Annotated in this window: 16 protein-coding genes; 4 read left to right on the top strand and 12 right to left on the bottom strand. The window is 52.2% G+C overall.

Annotated elements, in window-relative coordinates; translation table 11 throughout:
* Positions 1–82 precede the first annotated feature (82 nt).
* From recC to ygdT, 10 genes are all read right to left on the bottom strand, one after another.
* Positions 83–3,451, bottom strand: a complete 3,369-nt coding sequence (recC, locus tag ACJHX3_RS14070) for an exodeoxyribonuclease V subunit gamma (RefSeq protein WP_094308512.1) — start codon at positions 3,449–3,451, stop codon at positions 83–85.
* A 12-nt stretch (positions 3,452–3,463) separates the two neighbouring features.
* Positions 3,464–3,787 (bottom strand): prepilin-type N-terminal cleavage/methylation domain-containing protein, encoded by a 324-nt coding sequence (locus ACJHX3_RS14065; RefSeq protein WP_083576219.1) that lies wholly within the window; start codon positions 3,785–3,787, stop codon positions 3,464–3,466.
* A complete protein-coding gene (locus ACJHX3_RS14060) occupies positions 3,772–4,179 on the bottom strand; it encodes a DUF2509 family protein (RefSeq protein ID WP_094308513.1) in 408 nt (135 codons plus the stop codon). Before ACJHX3_RS14060 ends, ACJHX3_RS14065 begins: the two co-directional genes overlap by 16 nt.
* A complete protein-coding gene (locus ACJHX3_RS14055) occupies positions 4,176–4,739 on the bottom strand; it encodes a prepilin peptidase-dependent protein (protein WP_054496278.1) in 564 nt (187 codons plus the stop codon). The genes ACJHX3_RS14060 and ACJHX3_RS14055 overlap by 4 nt, the downstream gene beginning before the upstream one ends.
* On the bottom strand, positions 4,730–5,200 hold the full coding sequence (locus ACJHX3_RS14050) for a prepilin peptidase-dependent protein (protein WP_094308514.1): 471 nt from the start codon (positions 5,198–5,200) through the stop codon (positions 4,730–4,732). Before ACJHX3_RS14050 ends, ACJHX3_RS14055 begins: the two co-directional genes overlap by 10 nt.
* 185 nt (positions 5,201–5,385) lie before the next feature.
* Entirely contained in the window at positions 5,386–6,180 is a 795-nt protein-coding gene (gene thyA, locus ACJHX3_RS14045) for a thymidylate synthase (RefSeq protein WP_000816232.1), read from the bottom strand.
* 6 nt (positions 6,181–6,186) lie between these two features.
* Entirely contained in the window at positions 6,187–7,062 is an 876-nt protein-coding gene (gene lgt / locus ACJHX3_RS14040; RefSeq protein WP_000204658.1) for a prolipoprotein diacylglyceryl transferase, read from the bottom strand.
* 150 nt (positions 7,063–7,212) lie between these two features.
* Positions 7,213–9,459: a phosphoenolpyruvate--protein phosphotransferase gene (gene ptsP, locus ACJHX3_RS14035; RefSeq protein ID WP_000957914.1), complete on the bottom strand. Its 2,247-nt coding sequence runs from the start codon at positions 9,457–9,459 to the stop codon at positions 7,213–7,215.
* 12 nt (positions 9,460–9,471) lie between these two features.
* Positions 9,472–10,002: an RNA pyrophosphohydrolase gene (gene rppH / locus ACJHX3_RS14030; RefSeq protein ID WP_000564489.1), complete on the bottom strand. Its 531-nt coding sequence runs from the start codon at positions 10,000–10,002 to the stop codon at positions 9,472–9,474.
* Positions 10,003–10,354: 352 nt separating this feature from the next.
* Entirely contained in the window at positions 10,355–10,501 is a 147-nt protein-coding gene (ygdT, locus tag ACJHX3_RS14025; RefSeq protein WP_001305801.1) for a protein YgdT, read from the bottom strand.
* A 185-nt stretch (positions 10,502–10,686) separates the two neighbouring features.
* On the opposite strand from ygdT, the gene mutH reads away from it, so the two are divergent.
* The 4 genes from mutH to ACJHX3_RS14005 all read left to right on the top strand — a co-directional run bounded on the left by mutH (position 10,687) and on the right by ACJHX3_RS14005 (position 13,662).
* On the top strand, positions 10,687–11,376 hold the full coding sequence (gene mutH, locus ACJHX3_RS14020) for a DNA mismatch repair endonuclease MutH (RefSeq protein WP_000082188.1): 690 nt from the start codon (positions 10,687–10,689) through the stop codon (positions 11,374–11,376).
* Between the two features lie 68 nt (positions 11,377–11,444).
* Positions 11,445–12,158, top strand: coding sequence for a TerC family protein (locus ACJHX3_RS14015; RefSeq protein ID WP_000895624.1), 714 nt, complete (start codon positions 11,445–11,447; stop codon positions 12,156–12,158).
* A gap of 137 nt (positions 12,159–12,295) precedes the next feature.
* Entirely contained in the window at positions 12,296–12,514 is a 219-nt protein-coding gene (gene ygdR / locus ACJHX3_RS14010; protein ID WP_000758655.1) for a lipoprotein YgdR, read from the top strand.
* A gap of 107 nt (positions 12,515–12,621) precedes the next feature.
* Positions 12,622–13,662 carry an NADP(H)-dependent aldo-keto reductase gene (locus tag ACJHX3_RS14005; RefSeq protein WP_001199297.1) on the top strand — a complete coding sequence of 347 codons (1,041 nt, stop codon included), beginning with the start codon at positions 12,622–12,624 and terminating at the stop codon, positions 13,660–13,662.
* Between the two features lie 31 nt (positions 13,663–13,693).
* On the opposite strand, the gene lplT is transcribed toward ACJHX3_RS14005, so the two are convergent.
* Both lplT and aas read right to left on the bottom strand, forming a co-directional pair.
* Complete coding sequence (gene lplT / locus ACJHX3_RS14000) at positions 13,694–14,887, bottom strand: lysophospholipid transporter LplT (protein WP_000004627.1); 1,194 nt, start codon at positions 14,885–14,887, stop codon at positions 13,694–13,696.
* The gene (gene aas, locus ACJHX3_RS13995) at positions 14,880–17,039 is read right to left on the bottom strand and encodes a bifunctional acyl-ACP--phospholipid O-acyltransferase/long-chain-fatty-acid--ACP ligase (RefSeq protein ID WP_094308516.1); all 2,160 of its coding nucleotides are present in this window, start codon (positions 17,037–17,039) and stop codon (positions 14,880–14,882) included. The genes lplT and aas overlap by 8 nt, the downstream gene beginning before the upstream one ends.
* Positions 17,040–17,095: the final 56 nt, after the last annotated feature.

Below are 17,095 nucleotides of genomic sequence, written 5' to 3'. Positions count from 1 at the left end.
GCCTATGTCTATATATCCATCAGTCCGTGACTGGTGCGCATCATAAAGCAAGCAGATATATTGCGCAATTTTTATACAGCACTCATGACTGATTAAAGCGAAACAGCGGTAACAGGAAACGTTGCGACTGTTCAACGATGGCCTCCATTGTCTCTGGTGTTAATTGCCGCCAGAGCCGTTGATACCAGATATCATCACCTTCGCCACGCACCATCATGTTGCCTTCGTAAGCCTGAAGGAATTTCGTACGGGCTTTTTGTAACGTGGAATCGTCATCCAGCATGGCATCGTTTTGCGCGTCATAACAGGTTTTTAGCCACGCGCCGCCACTTTCAGGTAACACCAGCAATGGCGCGGACATTCCCTCACGATACCCCTCAATCAGTTGTGAGAGGTAATGCAAAGCCTGTTCGGCTGCAAGCGGCGGAAAACGCCACTCGCCGTCTTTGCGTAGAAAAAGGCGACTTTCACCATTACCACCGCTGGCACAGTAGACAAGGTGTTCCAGCCAAAGTTGCATTCCCTGCGCCACACTTAATAAAGAGGGACGCCAGCGCAACAGGCCATCCGGCTGCACCTGCGGCAACCAGCCAGTTATCTGCACACCGTTGCAGGCGAGATCAATTTCCATACTCTGCCCCGGCTGGCGACAGGCAATGACTCTGTCGGCAAGCTGCTGCATCTCCTGGCACTGTGTTTCCCAGAAAATTTCACCAAAAGCGCCATACGGTAAATCCCCCGCCGCCCGGAAGCGGCGGAACAAGCGTTCGGCATCATCCTGCTCAACCAGTGCATTCAATAACTGCTGATTGATTTGATAACGGCTAAGCCCTTCCAGAATAAATGGCTCGGTGTCGGGGATTTCGCTGTCTTCAGTACGGAAGTTCACCTGCAAACGCATCTGGAAGAACGCCCGTACCGGATGTGCCCAGAATCGTTGTAGCGTTTCCAGCGGCACGGTTTCCGGTAAGGTAAACGGCAGCGGCTGAACAAATTCAGAATGTGCTTTACCAGCCTGGCTGGCCGCAGGTAGCCATTCACGAGCATAGCTTTGTCGTTCGCCTGGCTGGTAGTTTTGCGGATCAAACGGCATCCGGGTATGGAGGCAAGTAAGATGCGCTTTTACCCTTGCCTCGCTTTCATCACAGTTGAGCGCTTCATCGCCCGGTAGATAATGACTTTGCCCGATGTAGTCGATCAGTTCCTGCACCAGTACCGACGGGAAACGTTCACTGTTATCCTGAATGGAACGCCCGATATAGCTGATATAGAGTTTTTGCTGCGCGGAAATTAACGCTTCCAGGAACAGATAGCGGTCGTCATCGCGACGGCTACGGTCGCCACGCTTCGGTTTCTGGCTCATCAGGTCAAAGCCCAATGGCGCAAGCTGGCGTGGATAAACGCCGTCGTTCATTCCCAGCAGGCAAACCACTTTGAATGGGATGGAACGCATTGGCATCAGAGTACAAATGTTAACCGGTCCGGCGAGAAAACGCTGGCTGATACGTTCCTGATCCAGGCGCTGTGCCAGTTCATAACGCAATAGTGACAGCGGCACCGCGTCGCCATACTGCGCACCTAAACCTTCGGCGATAATCGCCTGCCATTGTTGTTCGATCAGCGTCATCGCCGCTTCGGCTTCCGCATCCGGCAGGAAGAAGGCGTTGAGCATATCGCGACAAACCGGCAACCACTCTTCCAGCGGACGCTCCTGCGCCAGCCCGCGACGCCAGATGTTTAGCTGCATTAGCAGTGAAGCCAGATGCCCCACCAGTTCTGCAATTAAGCCGCTCGATTCATCATAAGGTAGAACCGATTGCCACTCGCCCTGCGCGCTCTCCATCGCGTAGCCCAGCAACATACGCGTCAGGCCAAACCGCCAGGTGTGTTGTCCGGTGGCGGGGAGTTCCAGCTCGCGAACGTTGTCGTCATCTATCCCCCAACGAATGCCGGATTCGTTGACCCACTGGCGTAAATAACGCAGCCCTTCTTCGGTGATGTCAAACCGCGCCGCCAGCACCGGCACATCCAGCAGCGCCAGCACATCCTCCGACACAAAGCGGCTGTCTGGCAACGATAACAGGCTGATAAACGCTTCCAGTACCGGATGTGACTGCCGCGCCCGACGGTCGGAAATGGCGTAAGGCAGGTAACGATCCGCAGGTGCGCTACCAAACACAGCCTGAATAAACGGACTGTAGCTGTCGATGTCGGCCACCATCACGATGATGTCGCGCGGAGTGAGTGTCGGGTCTTCCTCCAGCATCGCCAGCAGGCGATCGTGTAAAACTTCAACTTCGCGCTGCGGGCTATGGCAAACGTGAAAGGTGATACTGCTATCCAGTGGATCAAGCGGGCGTTTGTTATCGCTACGGGAAAACTCTTCGATGTTTACACCAGCAACGGCGCGGTTTTCCAGTTCCAGAATGTCAGACTGAATGTTATGCAGCAGGTTATCTGGCGTAACATCGACAAAAGCATCCAGCTCCTGGCTGCTCTCCAGATCAGAAAGGAGATAAATGTAGTCGCGCCCAAGCTTGCCCCATGATGCCAGCAGCGGGTTGCCGACATCCTGTTCACCATCGCTGTTAAAGAGCTGTCCGGCATTTTCGCTGTCGCGAAATAGCGGTAATTCGCGATCTTCAAAACTGTGTCGGCGCTGGCGAGTCAGCAGTTTCGCCAGATAAGCAGGATCTTTAATGTCGCCCCAGTAATAACGGCAGGGGTTGGTAAACAGGAGATGGATTTCAATATGTTTACCCAGCGCCTGTAGCGCCTGGAGATAAACAGGCGGTAACGCGGAAATACCGCATATAAAGACGCGCGAAGGTAACCCCGGCGGGCAGGTCGTCGCGGACTCCAGCGTTTCGATAAAGCGCTGATAAAGATTGGCGCGGTGCCAGCGCGGTTGCCCGAGTTGATGGGTATATTCCACCAACGCCTTCCACAACGGCGCTTGCCAGGCCTGTGCTTCTCCCAGCCCTTCAACCAAATGTCCTGTTTCCCACTGTGCCAGCCAGTCCGGACGATAGACCAGATACTGGTCAAACAGGTCCGCCGCTTTTGAAGAAAGCTGGAACAGTTTTCGCTTGTCGCTATCGTCAGTCAGATAATGCCGCAACAGGGTAAAGTCTTCGCGCTCCAACAGTTGCGGCAGCAGAGTCATCAGTTTCCAGCTCATACTCTGTTTGTTAAAGGCGCTCTCTTTGGGGATTTCCGGTAACACCCGGACGAACATATCCCAGATAAAGCTCGCTGGCAGCGGAAAATCAATGTTTGCCGCAATACCAAACTTTTGCGACAGGGTCATTTGCAGCCACTGCGCCATACCGGTACTTTGCACCAGAATCATCTCTGGTTCGAAAGGATCGTCCAGCCGTTCGCGTTCGACAATAAACTCCATCAACGCTTCCAGCACGTCCAGACGATTGGAATGGTAGACCCTTAACATAGCGGCTCCTGACTACTGACGATTCGGGCAATGCAGGCGGGTCATCTCGCCTTCTCTGCCCCCGGGTGAAACTAGCGTAACGCTGATGCTGACACATCCCGCTTGCGATGTCTGCATTCGGTTGACCTGCCAGTTGGCAGGTGGCGAAATCGCACGCAGTTGCGTTTGCTGCCAGCCATGCCGCCAGAGCTGTTGGTACTGGTTTCTGCTGGCAAGACTGTTCATTAATGTTCGCTGGAAACCCGATAACGCAGTGACAATCATCACCATCAGCACCATTGCCAACATCACCTCCGGGAGGCTAAAGCCTTGTTGATTCTTCAGGGAAACTGACATAACGCCCCCTCTTTCAGCGGACAAAAATCGCTCCAGCCGCGTGGCGAAAAAACAATGTTTCCATCGATGACTTCGCCTGTTCGCCACAACGAAACGCCTTCATAACCGGCAATCAATAAGGCCTCATTATCTGCCAATAAACGCAGACAAACCCGGGCACCGGTGGCAGCATACAGTAAGCACTGAACTGCGGGCTGCGTCTGCCAGGAGTGCATTTTTCCCCACTCCAGCGCCGACTGAACGATGGCCTGGCGGCGCAATGACTGACTTTCCATGCTCACGCGAGAGGCAAAACTGCGATCCTGTTGGCTCATTCCTTGTAATAGCAAGCTACCCAAAATCAGCAGCATCAGGACCAGAGCCAGTGATGAAACACCCTTTTCGCGGTTCACAGGTTGGATCCTGTCACGCTATAGCTGGCATCCACCACGGTTTGCGGATCAGCCTTGCTGGCAGCGTGCATATTAACCGTCAACACCGGCGAGAAACCGCTGACATCCTGTCGGGTAACCTGAAAAGTGTCGATAATGATGGCATCCGGATTAGTGACTTTATCCCAGCCCTTACCTTCACAGGATGTCGCACCGCGTAGCGTTTCCAGCACATGCTCCTTCAGACGAAATCCAATCTGGTCGGACTCTTTTACCGGTTCGCGATCCCAGATACCGTTACTGTTCGCATCCCACTGCACAATGATACAGTCACCCTGTCCGACAATTTCCAGCCCTTCGCCGGTACAGCTGCCATGACAATAACCCGCCCTCTGGAGATGCTTCGCGACGGTAAATACCCGCAGCCAGATTTCATCTTCCAGCGCCAGCTTACGGGTGCTCGTTAAACTTTCACGCTGTAACGCAGGCAGAAAGCGTGCCGCCCCCAGCAACAATACGCTACTGATCGCCATAGCAATCAACACTTCCAGCAGAGAAAAACCTTGCTCTTTTACAGGCATCCTTCTGTTTCTCCTTGCTGACAAAGCCGGAGTCTTCCCCACGGCGAAACCACCAGCCACCACTCGCCCGTTGAGTTTTTGAAGCGAATATGCCCGGCCCATGCGGTATTGCGCAGGCCAAAGAAAGCAAGCGAAGGTGTCAGATCGCTCATTTCGACTTCGGGCCAGCGTGGCACAAAGACCAATGGTGAACTGCCATGACAGGTATTCGCCCCAGCAACGGAACTCACAAGGCACCATAACGTCCCCTCCCTGATAACACTGATACTGTAGTCGCGGTTATGCCAGTTGGCATCTTCACGTAAATAGAGCAAATAGTCCCGCGCCTGGCTGGCGGTTTGCCAAAGCCGTTGCGACTGCTGCCAATATTGCCAGCCATAGAGTCCACTTGCGCTTAGCATGACCAAAATCAGCATCGCGACCAGCGTTTCAATCAGCGTATAACCACGTTGTGTTTTCATGCCGGCAGTATGGGGCGAGGAGAAAAAAAGACGAGGGCCAGTTTCTATTTCTTCGGCGCATCTTCCGGACTATTTACGCCGTTGCAGGACGTTGCAAAATTTCGGGAAGGCGTCTCGAAGAATTTAACGGAGGGTAAAAAAAAACCGACGCACACTGGCGTCGGCTCTGGCAGGATATTTCGTAATTAGATAGCCACCGGCGCTTTAATGCCCGGATGTGGATCGTAGCCTTCAATCTCAAAGTCTTCGAAACGGTAGTCGAAGATGGATTCGGGTTTACGTTTGATAATCAACTTCGGCAGCGGACGCGGTTCGCGGCTTAATTGCAGATGAGTTTGATCCATATGGTTGCTGTACAGGTGCGTGTCGCCACCGGTCCAGACAAAATCACCCACTTCCAGATCGCACTGCTGCGCCATCATATGCACCAGTAACGCGTAGCTGGCAATGTTAAACGGCAGGCCGAGGAAGACGTCACAGGAGCGCTGATAAAGCTGGCAAGAGAGTTTGCCGTCTGCCACATAGAACTGGAAGAATGCATGGCACGGTGCCAGCGCCATTTTATCCAGTTCGCCTACGTTCCACGCTGAAACAATAATGCGGCGCGAATCCGGGTCGTTTTTCAGCTGGTTCAGTACCGTAGTGATCTGGTCAATATGACGACCATCTGGCGTTGGCCAGGCGCGCCACTGTTTACCATACACTGGCCCGAGGTCGCCGTTTTCATCGGCCCATTCGTCCCAGATGGTGACATTGTTTTCGTGTAGATAAGCAATGTTAGTGTCGCCCTGCAGAAACCACAGCAGTTCATGGATGATGGAACGCAGGTGGCAACGTTTAGTTGTCACCAGCGGGAATCCATCCTGCAGGTTAAAACGCATCTGATGACCAAAAATGGAAAGCGTTCCGGTTCCGGTACGGTCGTTTTTCTGTGTGCCTTCGTCGAGCACTTTTTGCATCAGTTCTAAATACTGTTTCATGGTTCCTCAGGAAACGTGTTGCTGTGGGCTGCGACGATATGCCCAGACCATCATGATCACACCCGCGACAATCATCGGGATGGAAAGAATTTGCCCCATGCTGATGTACTGCACCCAGGCACCGGTAAACTGCGCGTCGGGCTGGCGGAAAAACTCAACAATGATGCGAAACGCGCCGTAACCAATCAGGAACAAGCCTGAGACTGCTCCCATTGGGCGCGGTTTACGAATATACAGGTTGAGGATAATAAACAGCACCACACCTTCCAGCAGCAGCTCGTAAAGCTGTGATGGGTGGCGCGGCAGCACACCGTAAGTGTCGAAAATGGATTGCCACTGCGGGTTGGTTTGCAGCAGCAAAATATCTTCTGTACGGGAGCCAGGGAACAGCATGGCAAACGGGAAGTTCGGGTCAACGCGGCCCCACAATTCACCGTTAATAAAATTGCCCAGACGCCCGGCACCAAGACCAAACGGAATGAGTGGTGCGATAAAATCAGAAACCTGGAAGAAGGAACGTTTAGTACGGCGGGCGAAGATAATCATCACCACGATAACGCCAATCAGGCCGCCGTGGAAAGACATGCCGCCGTCCCAGACACGGAACAGATACAGCGGATCGGCCATAAACTGCGGGAAATTGTAGAACAGAACATAACCAATACGTCCCCCGAGGAAGACACCGAGGAAGCCCGCATAGAGTAAGTTTTCAACTTCATTTTTGGTCCAGCCGCTGCCCGGACGATTCGCCCGACGTGTTGCCAGCCACATTGCAAAAATGAAACCCACCAGATACATCAGGCCGTACCAGTGAAGCGCCACGGGTCCTATTGAGAAAATGACCGGATCAAACTCCGGAAAATGCAGATAGCTACTGGTCATCTGTCACCACAAGTTCTTGTTATTTCGCTGAAAGAGAACAGCGATTGAAATGCGCGCCGCAGGTTTCAGGCGCTCCAAAGGTGCGAATAATAGCACAAGGGGACCTGGCTGGTTGCCGGATACCGTTAAAAGATATGTATATGATCCGCGCTATAACCCTCCGCGAATCAACCCGCCCATGCCGCGACGCTCCATAAAGGCTGCAACCTGATGGCGAACTTCGGTCGCCAGTTGCGCTTCCAGACTACGCTGCGCAAGATTTTCTGCTTCGGCATAATCAATGCGCCGCAGCAGGTATTTTACGCGCGCTACAGAACGTCCGTTCATAGACAGATGACGATACCCAAGCCCAATGAGGATTGCCACGCACATGGGATCGCCCGCCATTTCACCGCACAAACGGAGATCGATACCATGTATTTCCGCTTCCCGAGCGATCATCGCCAGAGCTCGTAACATTGCAGGATGAAGACTGTCATAAATGTTCGCCACCCGGGTATTGTTGCGATCAACGGCCAGGATGTATTGAGTCAGATCGTTGGTGCCAACAGAGATAAAATCGACCCGCTTTGCCAGATGCGGCAGCATAAATACCATTGACGGCACTTCAAGCATGATGCCGATACGTGGTTTGGGAATTTCGTAACCGATCATCTCCTCGACTTCACGTCCGGCACGTTCAATCAGGCGGCGTGCTTCGTCAACTTCATCGAGGCTGGTGACCATCGGCAACAGAATATTCAGGTTGCCCGTAGCGGCATTAGCACGCAGCATCGCCCGCACCTGGATCAAGAAGATCTCAGGCTGATCGAGCGTAATGCGAATCCCACGCCAACCCAGGCATGGATTCTCTTCGCTGATCGGCATGTAAGGCAGCTGCTTATCTGCTCCGACATCCAGCGTACGCAAGGTGACGGGCTTATCATTGAACATTTGCAGCATCCCCTGATACTGCGCCACCTGTTCTTCTTCCGACGGAAAACCACTTTGCAGCATGAATGGGATTTCAGTGCGATAAAGTCCTATGCCATCAATACGGCTGCCCAGTTTTTCTTCATGTTCCGGGCTTAAACCGGCATTGAGCATGACTTTTATACGCTCGCCACTTTTTAACTGCGCGGGTAAATTGACGTCATCTTCCGCCAGACGGCTAAGCTCAATCTCTTCACTAATTAGTCGCTGATATTCTTGCAGCAGTACCGGCTCCGGATCGACCAGCAATTCACCGCGATAACCATCGACAATCAGCGTCCGACGATGCAGCACCGAAGGCTGAATATCCGCGCCCATCACGGTAGGGATCCCCAGCGCACGTACCATGATCGCAGCATGGGAGTTGGCTGCGCCATCGCGCACGACAACACCGACTAAGCGATCCTGGGGCAGCTCAGCAAGCGTTGTTGCTGACAGTTCATCTGCCACCAGAATGAAACGTTCCGGCCAGGCGTTCGGCCCTTGATTAGCGTCATCAAGATGAAACAGCAATCGCTGACCCAGCGCACGTAAATCGCCAGCCCGCTCTTTGAGATAGTTATCGCTTAGCGCGGCAAACTGTTCGGCAAATTTTTCAATGACCGTTTTTACCGCCCACTCTGCCACCGAGCCTTTATCAACCTCGGCAAACAATTCGCGACGCAGCCGGGTGTCCGAAAGCAGGTGCGAGTAAAGATCGAAAATAGCCGCCGTTTCTTTTTGTGCACCGGCGGCAAAGCGTTTGCTGTAGCGGCGAAACTCGTTTGCCGCTTCTTCCAGCGCCCCGGTCAGTCGTTCGCGTTCCAGAGCCGGATCCAGCGTTGATGCCTGATACACCTGTTCCATTAAAGGTAACGTGGCATCCTGCCAGCCTTCGGCAATCGCTACACCAGGCGCTGCCGGTAATGCACGGATTCGCGTCTGGCGATATTGCCCAAACAAGGCAGTCAACTGCGACTGAGAAAGAATCGCTGCCATCTGGGTGGCAAGCGTCACCAGGAAGGATTCTTCACTTTCGTCATACTGGCGCAACTCTCGTTGCTGTACCACCAGTACACCAAGCAACTGGCGACGTTGAATAATTGGTACGCCTAAAAACGCGCGGAAACGTTCTTCTTTTACGGAGGGGATGTATTTGAAGCTGGGGTGCTTTTGCGCATCTGCAAGGTTTATCGGTTCCGCCAGCCTGCCAACCAGGCCGACGATCCCTTCATCAAACGCGAGCGTTACAGTGCGACCGCGTGGTTTTTTCAGCCCCCGGGTCGCCATCAGGTAGTAACAACGTCGATCATGATCGGCCAGGTAAACCGAACAGACCTCGGTATCCATCGCAAGACAGATGTCGGTAACCAGAATATTTAACGCCTCATTCAGGCGTGGTGCGCTGGCTACCTTTTCGACTATTTCGCGCAGGCGAGTGAGCATAATTGGCGTGACTTAACCTCTTTTACGTCGATAAGCAGATGCGTTTTGTGGTTTTGGCGTATTTTCCTGCAGTGACATCACCACACTCGCGAACTCTTTCATTACCCTACGGTAGACATCACGTTTAAATGACACCACCTGTCTGACTGGATACCAGTAACTTACCCATCGCCAGCCGTCAAACTCTGGTGTACTGCTGGTTTGCATATTGATTTCTGCATCGCCGCTCACCAGCTGCAAGAGAAACCATTTTTGTTTTTGGCCGATACAAACCGGCTTCGTGTCCCAACGCACCAAACGTTTCGGTAATTTGTAGCGCAACCAGTTACGCGTTGAAGCAAGGATTCGAACGTCTTTACGGCTTAATCCTACTTCTTCAAACAATTCACGGTACATCGCCTGCTCTGCGGATTCTCCGGGGTTGATTCCGCCTTGCGGAAATTGCCAGGAGTGCTGACCAAATCGCCGGGCCCACATTACCTGCCCCTGGCGATTACAAATCACGATACCTACGTTTGGGCGGTAGCCATCGTCATCAATCACCGGACTACCTCAAAATAAAGCTTTATATACGAATGATTGTTTCATACTCCAGGAAGACGGTAAACCACTCTCTGCAGGGCATTACACACTAATAACAATTGAATAACTCACAGTTATGTGCAGAGTTATAAACAGAAGAAGGGGTGGATAGCCGTTTTTATTCACCTTTTCTGTGGATAGAGTTGTGAAGAACTACGGAATTACTACGGGAAAACCCGGAGCATTCTGAATAAGCCCGATATAGACATTTTAAAATATTCATTATCAGTCAATGCATTACATGTAATTTGAGTAATAAAAAAGAGTAATTCGTGACCCAGGTCACACCTCTCATTTACGGGTTGGCGAAAGATCAACCAATGCGGTATTTATCCACAGAATGTGCCACTAAGTTAAGCACTGAACCACTAAAAACTGGAGTTTCGTCGCACGTCAAGGCTGTAAATGGAAACAGTAGTGGAGGTTTTTCACAGTTATCCCAGCTTTCTGTGGATAACATGGTGTAAGATCCTGTTTATTTTCAGTGACCAGATTTGGAAAACCCGTTTCAGTGTTGCGCAACTCGATTACCGACAATCTAAAAAGCAATATAAATCAGAGAATTGAACAACGCATGTGGAAAAAGTTACACTGCGAATATTCGGCACAGAAATGCTGTTTGTTTTTTAACCAAGGTATCATGACATGTCCCAACCTCGCCCACTGCTCTCTCCTCCCGAAACTGAAGAACAGTTGTTAGCGCAAGCACAGCAACTTTCTGGTTATACATTGGGAGAACTGGCGGCACTTGCCGGGCTGGTGACGCCAGAGAATTTAAAACGCGATAAGGGCTGGATTGGCGTGTTACTGGAGATCTGGCTAGGTGCCAGCGCAGGAAGTAAACCTGAGCAAGATTTTGCTGCTCTGGGCGTGGAACTTAAAACTATCCCTGTGGATAGTCTTGGTCGTCCGCTGGAAACAACATTCGTTTGTGTAGCCCCGTTAACGGGTAATAGCGGGGTGACCTGGGAAACCAGCCACGTACGCCACAAGCTCAAACGCGTACTGTGGATACCGGTTGAAGGCGAGCGCAGCATCCCGCTGGCGCAGCGTCGCGTAGGATCACCGTTACTGTGGAGCCCGAATGAAGAGGAAGACCGACAGCTACGCGAAGACTGGGAAGAATTAATGGATATGATTGTTCTCGGTCAGGTTGAGCGGATTACCGCTCGTCACGGGGAATATTTACAGATACGACCGAAAGCAGCGAATGCGAAAGCGCTGACCGAAGCCATTGGTGCCCGGGGCGAACGGATTCTGACGCTGCCACGCGGCTTTTATTTGAAGAAGAATTTCACCAGTGCACTACTGGCCCGTCATTTTCTGATCCAGTAGCCATCGCTTTGACCTGCCGCTTTCCGGGCATATAATTACCGCTTCATTTTTTTGGCAGGGCTTTTTAGATGTTATTTGCATGGATAACCGATCCTAACGCCTGGCTTGCGCTCGGTACGCTGACGCTGCTGGAGATCGTTCTTGGGATCGACAATATTATTTTCCTTTCTCTGGTGGTGGCAAAGCTTCCCACAGCACAACGTGCTCATGCGCGCCGTCTGGGGTTGGCGGGAGCCATGGTTATGCGTCTGGCGCTGCTGGCATCCATCGCCTGGGTTACGCGCCTGACGAATCCGCTTTTTACAATATTCAGTCAGGAAATTTCCGCCCGTGATTTGATTCTGCTTCTGGGTGGCTTGTTCCTTATCTGGAAAGCCAGCAAGGAAATCCACGAATCCATCGAAGGTGAAGAAGAAGGGCTGAAAACACGCGTTTCATCATTCCTCGGCGCTATCGTGCAGATTATGCTGCTGGATATTATCTTCAGCCTCGACTCGGTGATTACCGCTGTGGGTCTGTCAGATCACCTGTTTATTATGATGGCCGCCGTGGTGATTGCCGTAGGCGTGATGATGTTTGCCGCGCGCTCGATTGGTGATTTTGTCGAACGCCATCCTTCGGTAAAAATGCTGGCGCTCTCTTTCCTGATTCTGGTGGGCTTTACCCTGATTCTTGAAAGTTTCGACATCCACGTACCGAAAGGTTACATCTACTTCGCGATGTTCTTCTCTATTGCGGTTGAAAGCCTCAACCTGATTCGCAACAAAAAGAATCCGCTCTGATACTCCGTACGCTCTCCTGCGGGAGGGCGTACTCACTCCTGTTACCCTCACAGTTTAAGATTTTCCTGCTTTCAAGATATATAACGTCGGTTTATAAACAGACTATTATCATAGGTGGGCCAAATGAGGATAACCGGATGAAAAAATGGGCAGTAATAATTTCTGCAGTCGGACTGGCGTTTGCTGTTTCCGGGTGTTCCAGTGATTACGTCATGGCGACCAAAGATGGCCGTATGATTTTGACCGATGGAAAACCTGAAATTGATGATGATACCGGGCTGGTGAGTTATCACGATCAGCAAGGTAACGCGATGCAAATTAACCGTGATGATGTTTCGCAAATTATTGAACGTTAACAAATAAGGTCAGCATCCGGCTGGCCTTAAGATTTTTCTCTTTCCCTTTTCCCTTCCCTCTGCCATTTTTATATTCCTTATGTCGTGATTATAAAAAGGAAACGGCTATGCAATATCACCGTATACCCCACAGTTCGCTGGAAGTCAGCACGCTGGGGCTTGGCACGATGACGTTTGGTGAACAGAACAGCGAAGCCGACGCCCACGCACAACTCGACTATGCCGTCGCTCAGGGCATTAACCTTATCGACGTTGCCGAAATGTACCCAGTACCTCCGCGCCCCGAAACGCAAGGGTTAACCGAAACCTACGTCGGCAACTGGCTGGCGAAACATGGCAGCCGCGAAAAGTTAATTATCGCCTCCAAAGTGAGCGGACCGTCGCGCAATAATGACAAAGGCATCCGCCCGGATCAGGCGCTGGATCGGAAGAATATCCGCGAAGCGCTGCATGACAGCCTCAAGCGTCTGCAGACTGATTACCTCGATCTTTATCAGGTGCACTGGCCGCAGCGCCCAACCAACTGCTTCGGCAAACTCGGTTATAGCTGGACAGATTCTGCGCCTGCGGTTTCGCTGCTGGATACGCTGGACGCACTGGCAGAGTACCAACGCGCGGGAAAAATTCGTTATATCGGCGTGTCGAACGAAACTGCATTTGGCGTAATGCGCTATCTGCATCTGGCGGACAAACACGATCTGCCGCGTATTGTCACCATTCAGAACCCTTACAGTCTGTTAAACCGCAGTTTTGAAGTAGGTCTGGCAGAAGTCAGCCAGTATGAAGGGGTCGAACTGCTGGCCTATTCGTGCCTGGGTTTCGGCACGCTGACCGGGAAATATCTCAATGGTGCAAAACCCGCTGGCGCACGTAATACGCTCTTTAGTCGGTTCACCCGCTATAGCGGTGAGCAAACGCAAAAAGCCGTCGCGGCGTATGTTGATATAGCCAGACGTCATGGCCTGGATCCTGCACAGATGGCGCTCGCTTTTGTACGCCGTCAACCGTTTGTTGCCAGCACTCTGCTGGGCGCAACCACGATGGAGCAGCTGAAAACTAACGTCGAAAGTTTGCATCTGGAGTTAAGCGAAGACATATTAGCTGAAATTGAAGCGGTACATCAGGTTTATACTTATCCGGCACCATAAGATTAACGCCGGTTAAAACCGGCGTTAAATATTAATGACGGCGCTGCCAGATCCACAGCGCCGTTATTGCCAGCGCAAATAGCGCACCGAAGCCAATGCCAATGGGCACGACCGGGATGCCTACCATTACCGCCAGCGAGTAAATGCCCAGCATCAACAACATGGCGCTGTTTTCGCCAAGGTTTTGTACTGCAATCGCATTCCCCGCCCCGACGCTTTTTTTACCCCGCTCCTGTAGCAACGCATTGAGCGGTACTACAAAAAAGCCCCCCAGCACGCCAATCAGCATCAACAAGGCATAGGCTGGCAGCAGCTCGTGTTGCAGGGAGAAAATCAGTACCACCACGCCAATCAAAATCCCGGCTGGCATACAGCGTGACACGGTTTCCAGCGTAACTAACTTCGCTGCCGCACCAGCGCCAACCACGATACCAATCGCTACCATCGCGTTGAGATAGGTCGGCGTAGCGTTATCGGTAATGCCCAGCGCCACCGGTACCCACAGCACCAACAGGAAACGCAGCGTGACACCCGCTCCCCAGAATAAACTGGTGCCCACCAGCGAAAAACGCGTTTCACCATTGCGCCATAGCGAGGTGCAGGCATTCAGGAAACTGCGGGTCATGCTGATGAGATTCCAGGACTGCCCCGGACGCGCCGCCACCAGTTTGGGAATGTAGATATTGGCAACGACCGCACCACCGTAGGCCAGTGCGCATGCGGCCAGGGCGACCAGGACATGCCAGTCAGCCAGCACACCACCGGCTACGGAACCGAGCAAAATCGCCGCTATGGTAGAAGCTTCCATTAAACCGTTAGCTTTCACTAACTTACTACCCGTGGTTAATTCGCCGAGAATACCGTATTTCGCCGGTGAATAGGCTGCAGCACCAACACCCACCAGCGTATAGCCGAGAAACGGATTGATACCAAAGCAGATACTGGCTGCGCCCAGCAGCTTCAGGCCGTTGGCAAACATCATCACCCGGCCTTTGGCGAAGCTATCCGCCACCTGTCCGACAAACGGCGCAAAAAGAATGTAAGCACCTACAAACACCATTTGCAGGATGGGCTGGCTCCACTCCGGATAGAACTGCGCTTTCAGTAACGCCAGAGTGGCAAACAGCAGCGCATTATCGCCAAACGCAGAGAGAAACTGCGCCACGATAACCGCTTTCATCCCCTTCGACCACAACGAAGTGTTAGTGTGCACTGACTCACTCATCGTGTTGTTCCGCTTCGTCTACCCAGCTTTTCAACGTGACAAAGTCAGGTTTGCCGCTGCCAAGTAATGGCATCTGTTTCAGATAGCGAATATCGCGCGGTACAGCAAGCTCCGGCACGCCGTGCTCGCGGGCATACTGTTGCAACTTATCGCGCGTCAGTTCGTTATCTGTGGTGAAAAGCACCAGTGCCTCGCCTTTGCTGGCATCGCTCTTAATCGCAGTGGCATGGACTTTATCTGGCGAAACACCAAGTGCCAGTTGTTCCACCATTTCCAGCGACACCATTTCGCCTGCAATTTTGGCAAAGCGTTTTGCGCGGCCCTGAATCTGCACAAAGCCCTGCTCGTCGAAACGCACAATATCGCCAGTGTCATACCAGCCGCGCTCCATTTCGCCGCGAACATTCTCGGCGGTGGGCACTTCCAGTACACCTGGCTTCTCCACCCGCAGATAGCCGTTCATTATGTTCGGCCCTTTCAGTTGCAGGCGTCCGCCCTCTTCGATACCAGGAACCGACAACAGGCGCGCGTCCATACCTGGTAGAATACGCCCTACCGTACCGGGTTTCGCCGCCATCGGTACGTTGATAGAAACGACAGGCGCGCACTCGGTCACACCGTAGCCTTCAAGGATGCGCAGGCCAAATTTATCCTGCCAAAGCTGTTTGGTACTTTCTTGTAGTTTTTCTGCGCCTGCCACCACATAGCGTAGACGATAGAAGTCATACGGGTTGGCGAAACGCGCGTAGTGACCGAGGAAAGTCGAGGTACCGAACAACACGGTGCAACTGCGGTCATACACCAACTCCGGCACAATACGGTAATGCAGCGGGCTTGGATAAAGGAACACTTCTGCACCTGTGAGCAGTGGCGTAAACAGGCCTACCGTCAGCCCAAAGGAGTGAAACAGCGGTAACGCCGACATAAAGCGATCGTTGGTGGTGAAGTCGGCAATCGTTTTAATCTGCTCGACGTTCGCCAGAATGCTTTTATGGCTATGGACGACGCCTTTCGGATGGCCTTCAGAACCGGAGGTAAAGAGGATCAGCGCCTCTTCTTCCGGCTGCTGTTTAACCTGTGCCAGACGCGGCATCAGCAAATGAGAGAAGATCCACACTTTGTCGGCAGTGGTGACATCTGCTTTTAAATCTTCCAGATAGACCCAGCGCACCTGAGTAAGTTGCTCCGGCAGATGCCAGAGTTTGCCTTTATCGAGAAACTGGCGGGAAGTGAAGATGGTTTTGATTTCAGCCGCCGTAATAGCACTGGTCAGCCCTTTTACCCCGGCAGTGTAGTTCATCATTGCGGGAATGCGGCGACGGGCGATGGCCCCAAAAATCACTGCCGCACTGATGCCTGCATTGGGCAGCATTAAGCCGATGCGTTCGCCTTCAACACTGTATTTTTCAAGGATGCGTCCAACAAACAGCGTTTTCGTAAGCAATTTGCGATAGGAGTCTGGGGTAAAGTTGACGTCTTCGACACATTTCTTCCCGGCTCCGAAGCGGTACATTGCACTCAGTAAAGATTCGTACAGCGTTTCACGCGGGCGCACCGCCATTCGCGCTTCCATCATTATTTGATGCAGCATTTCGCCAGCGATTTTGCGACGGTCACGGGCACGCGGCGCATCCGGCATCGCCACCTGCGTTGGTGGCAAAATATGCAGAGTAATTTGCGGGAACAAGCGACGTTTAACCAGACCTTTCAGGCGGCTGAAGTGCGTAAGTTCCGCCCCTTCAATACGCACAGGAATAACCGTTGCACCAGACTTCGCCGCGACAAAACCCGCGCCATCGTAGATTTTCATCAGCGAGCCTGTAGTGGTGATGCGTCCTTCAGGGAAAATCACCACTGGTCGGCCCTGTTCCACCAGACGTACCAGATGTTTAATAGCCATAGGTTGCGTCGGGTCGAGAGGAACAAAGTCGATAAATGATTTCAGCCAACGCATATACCACTGTTGGCTTATTGAGGTGTAAACGGCAAACACTGGACGCACAGGTAAAAACAGTCCAAGCAAAATGCCATCAATAAAAGAGACGTGATTAGGCGTAATTAGAACGCGCTCGCCCTTCAGTGCCTGGGTGTCACCCGTAACGCGAACGCGATACAAAACACGGCACAAATTTCGAAAAAAGCTAAAAAGCATTCCAACTCCCTTTGCTCTGATTCAGTAAAAGCGAATGGAGGGAGATTACACGAGAT

The sequence above is a fragment of the Escherichia sp. WS1265 genome (assembly GCF_046487585.1).
Classification (GTDB): Bacteria; Pseudomonadota; Gammaproteobacteria; order Enterobacterales; family Enterobacteriaceae; genus Escherichia; species Escherichia coli.
The sequence above is the reverse complement of the archived record's forward strand: the minus strand, read 5'-3'. Positions and strand labels throughout refer to the sequence as shown.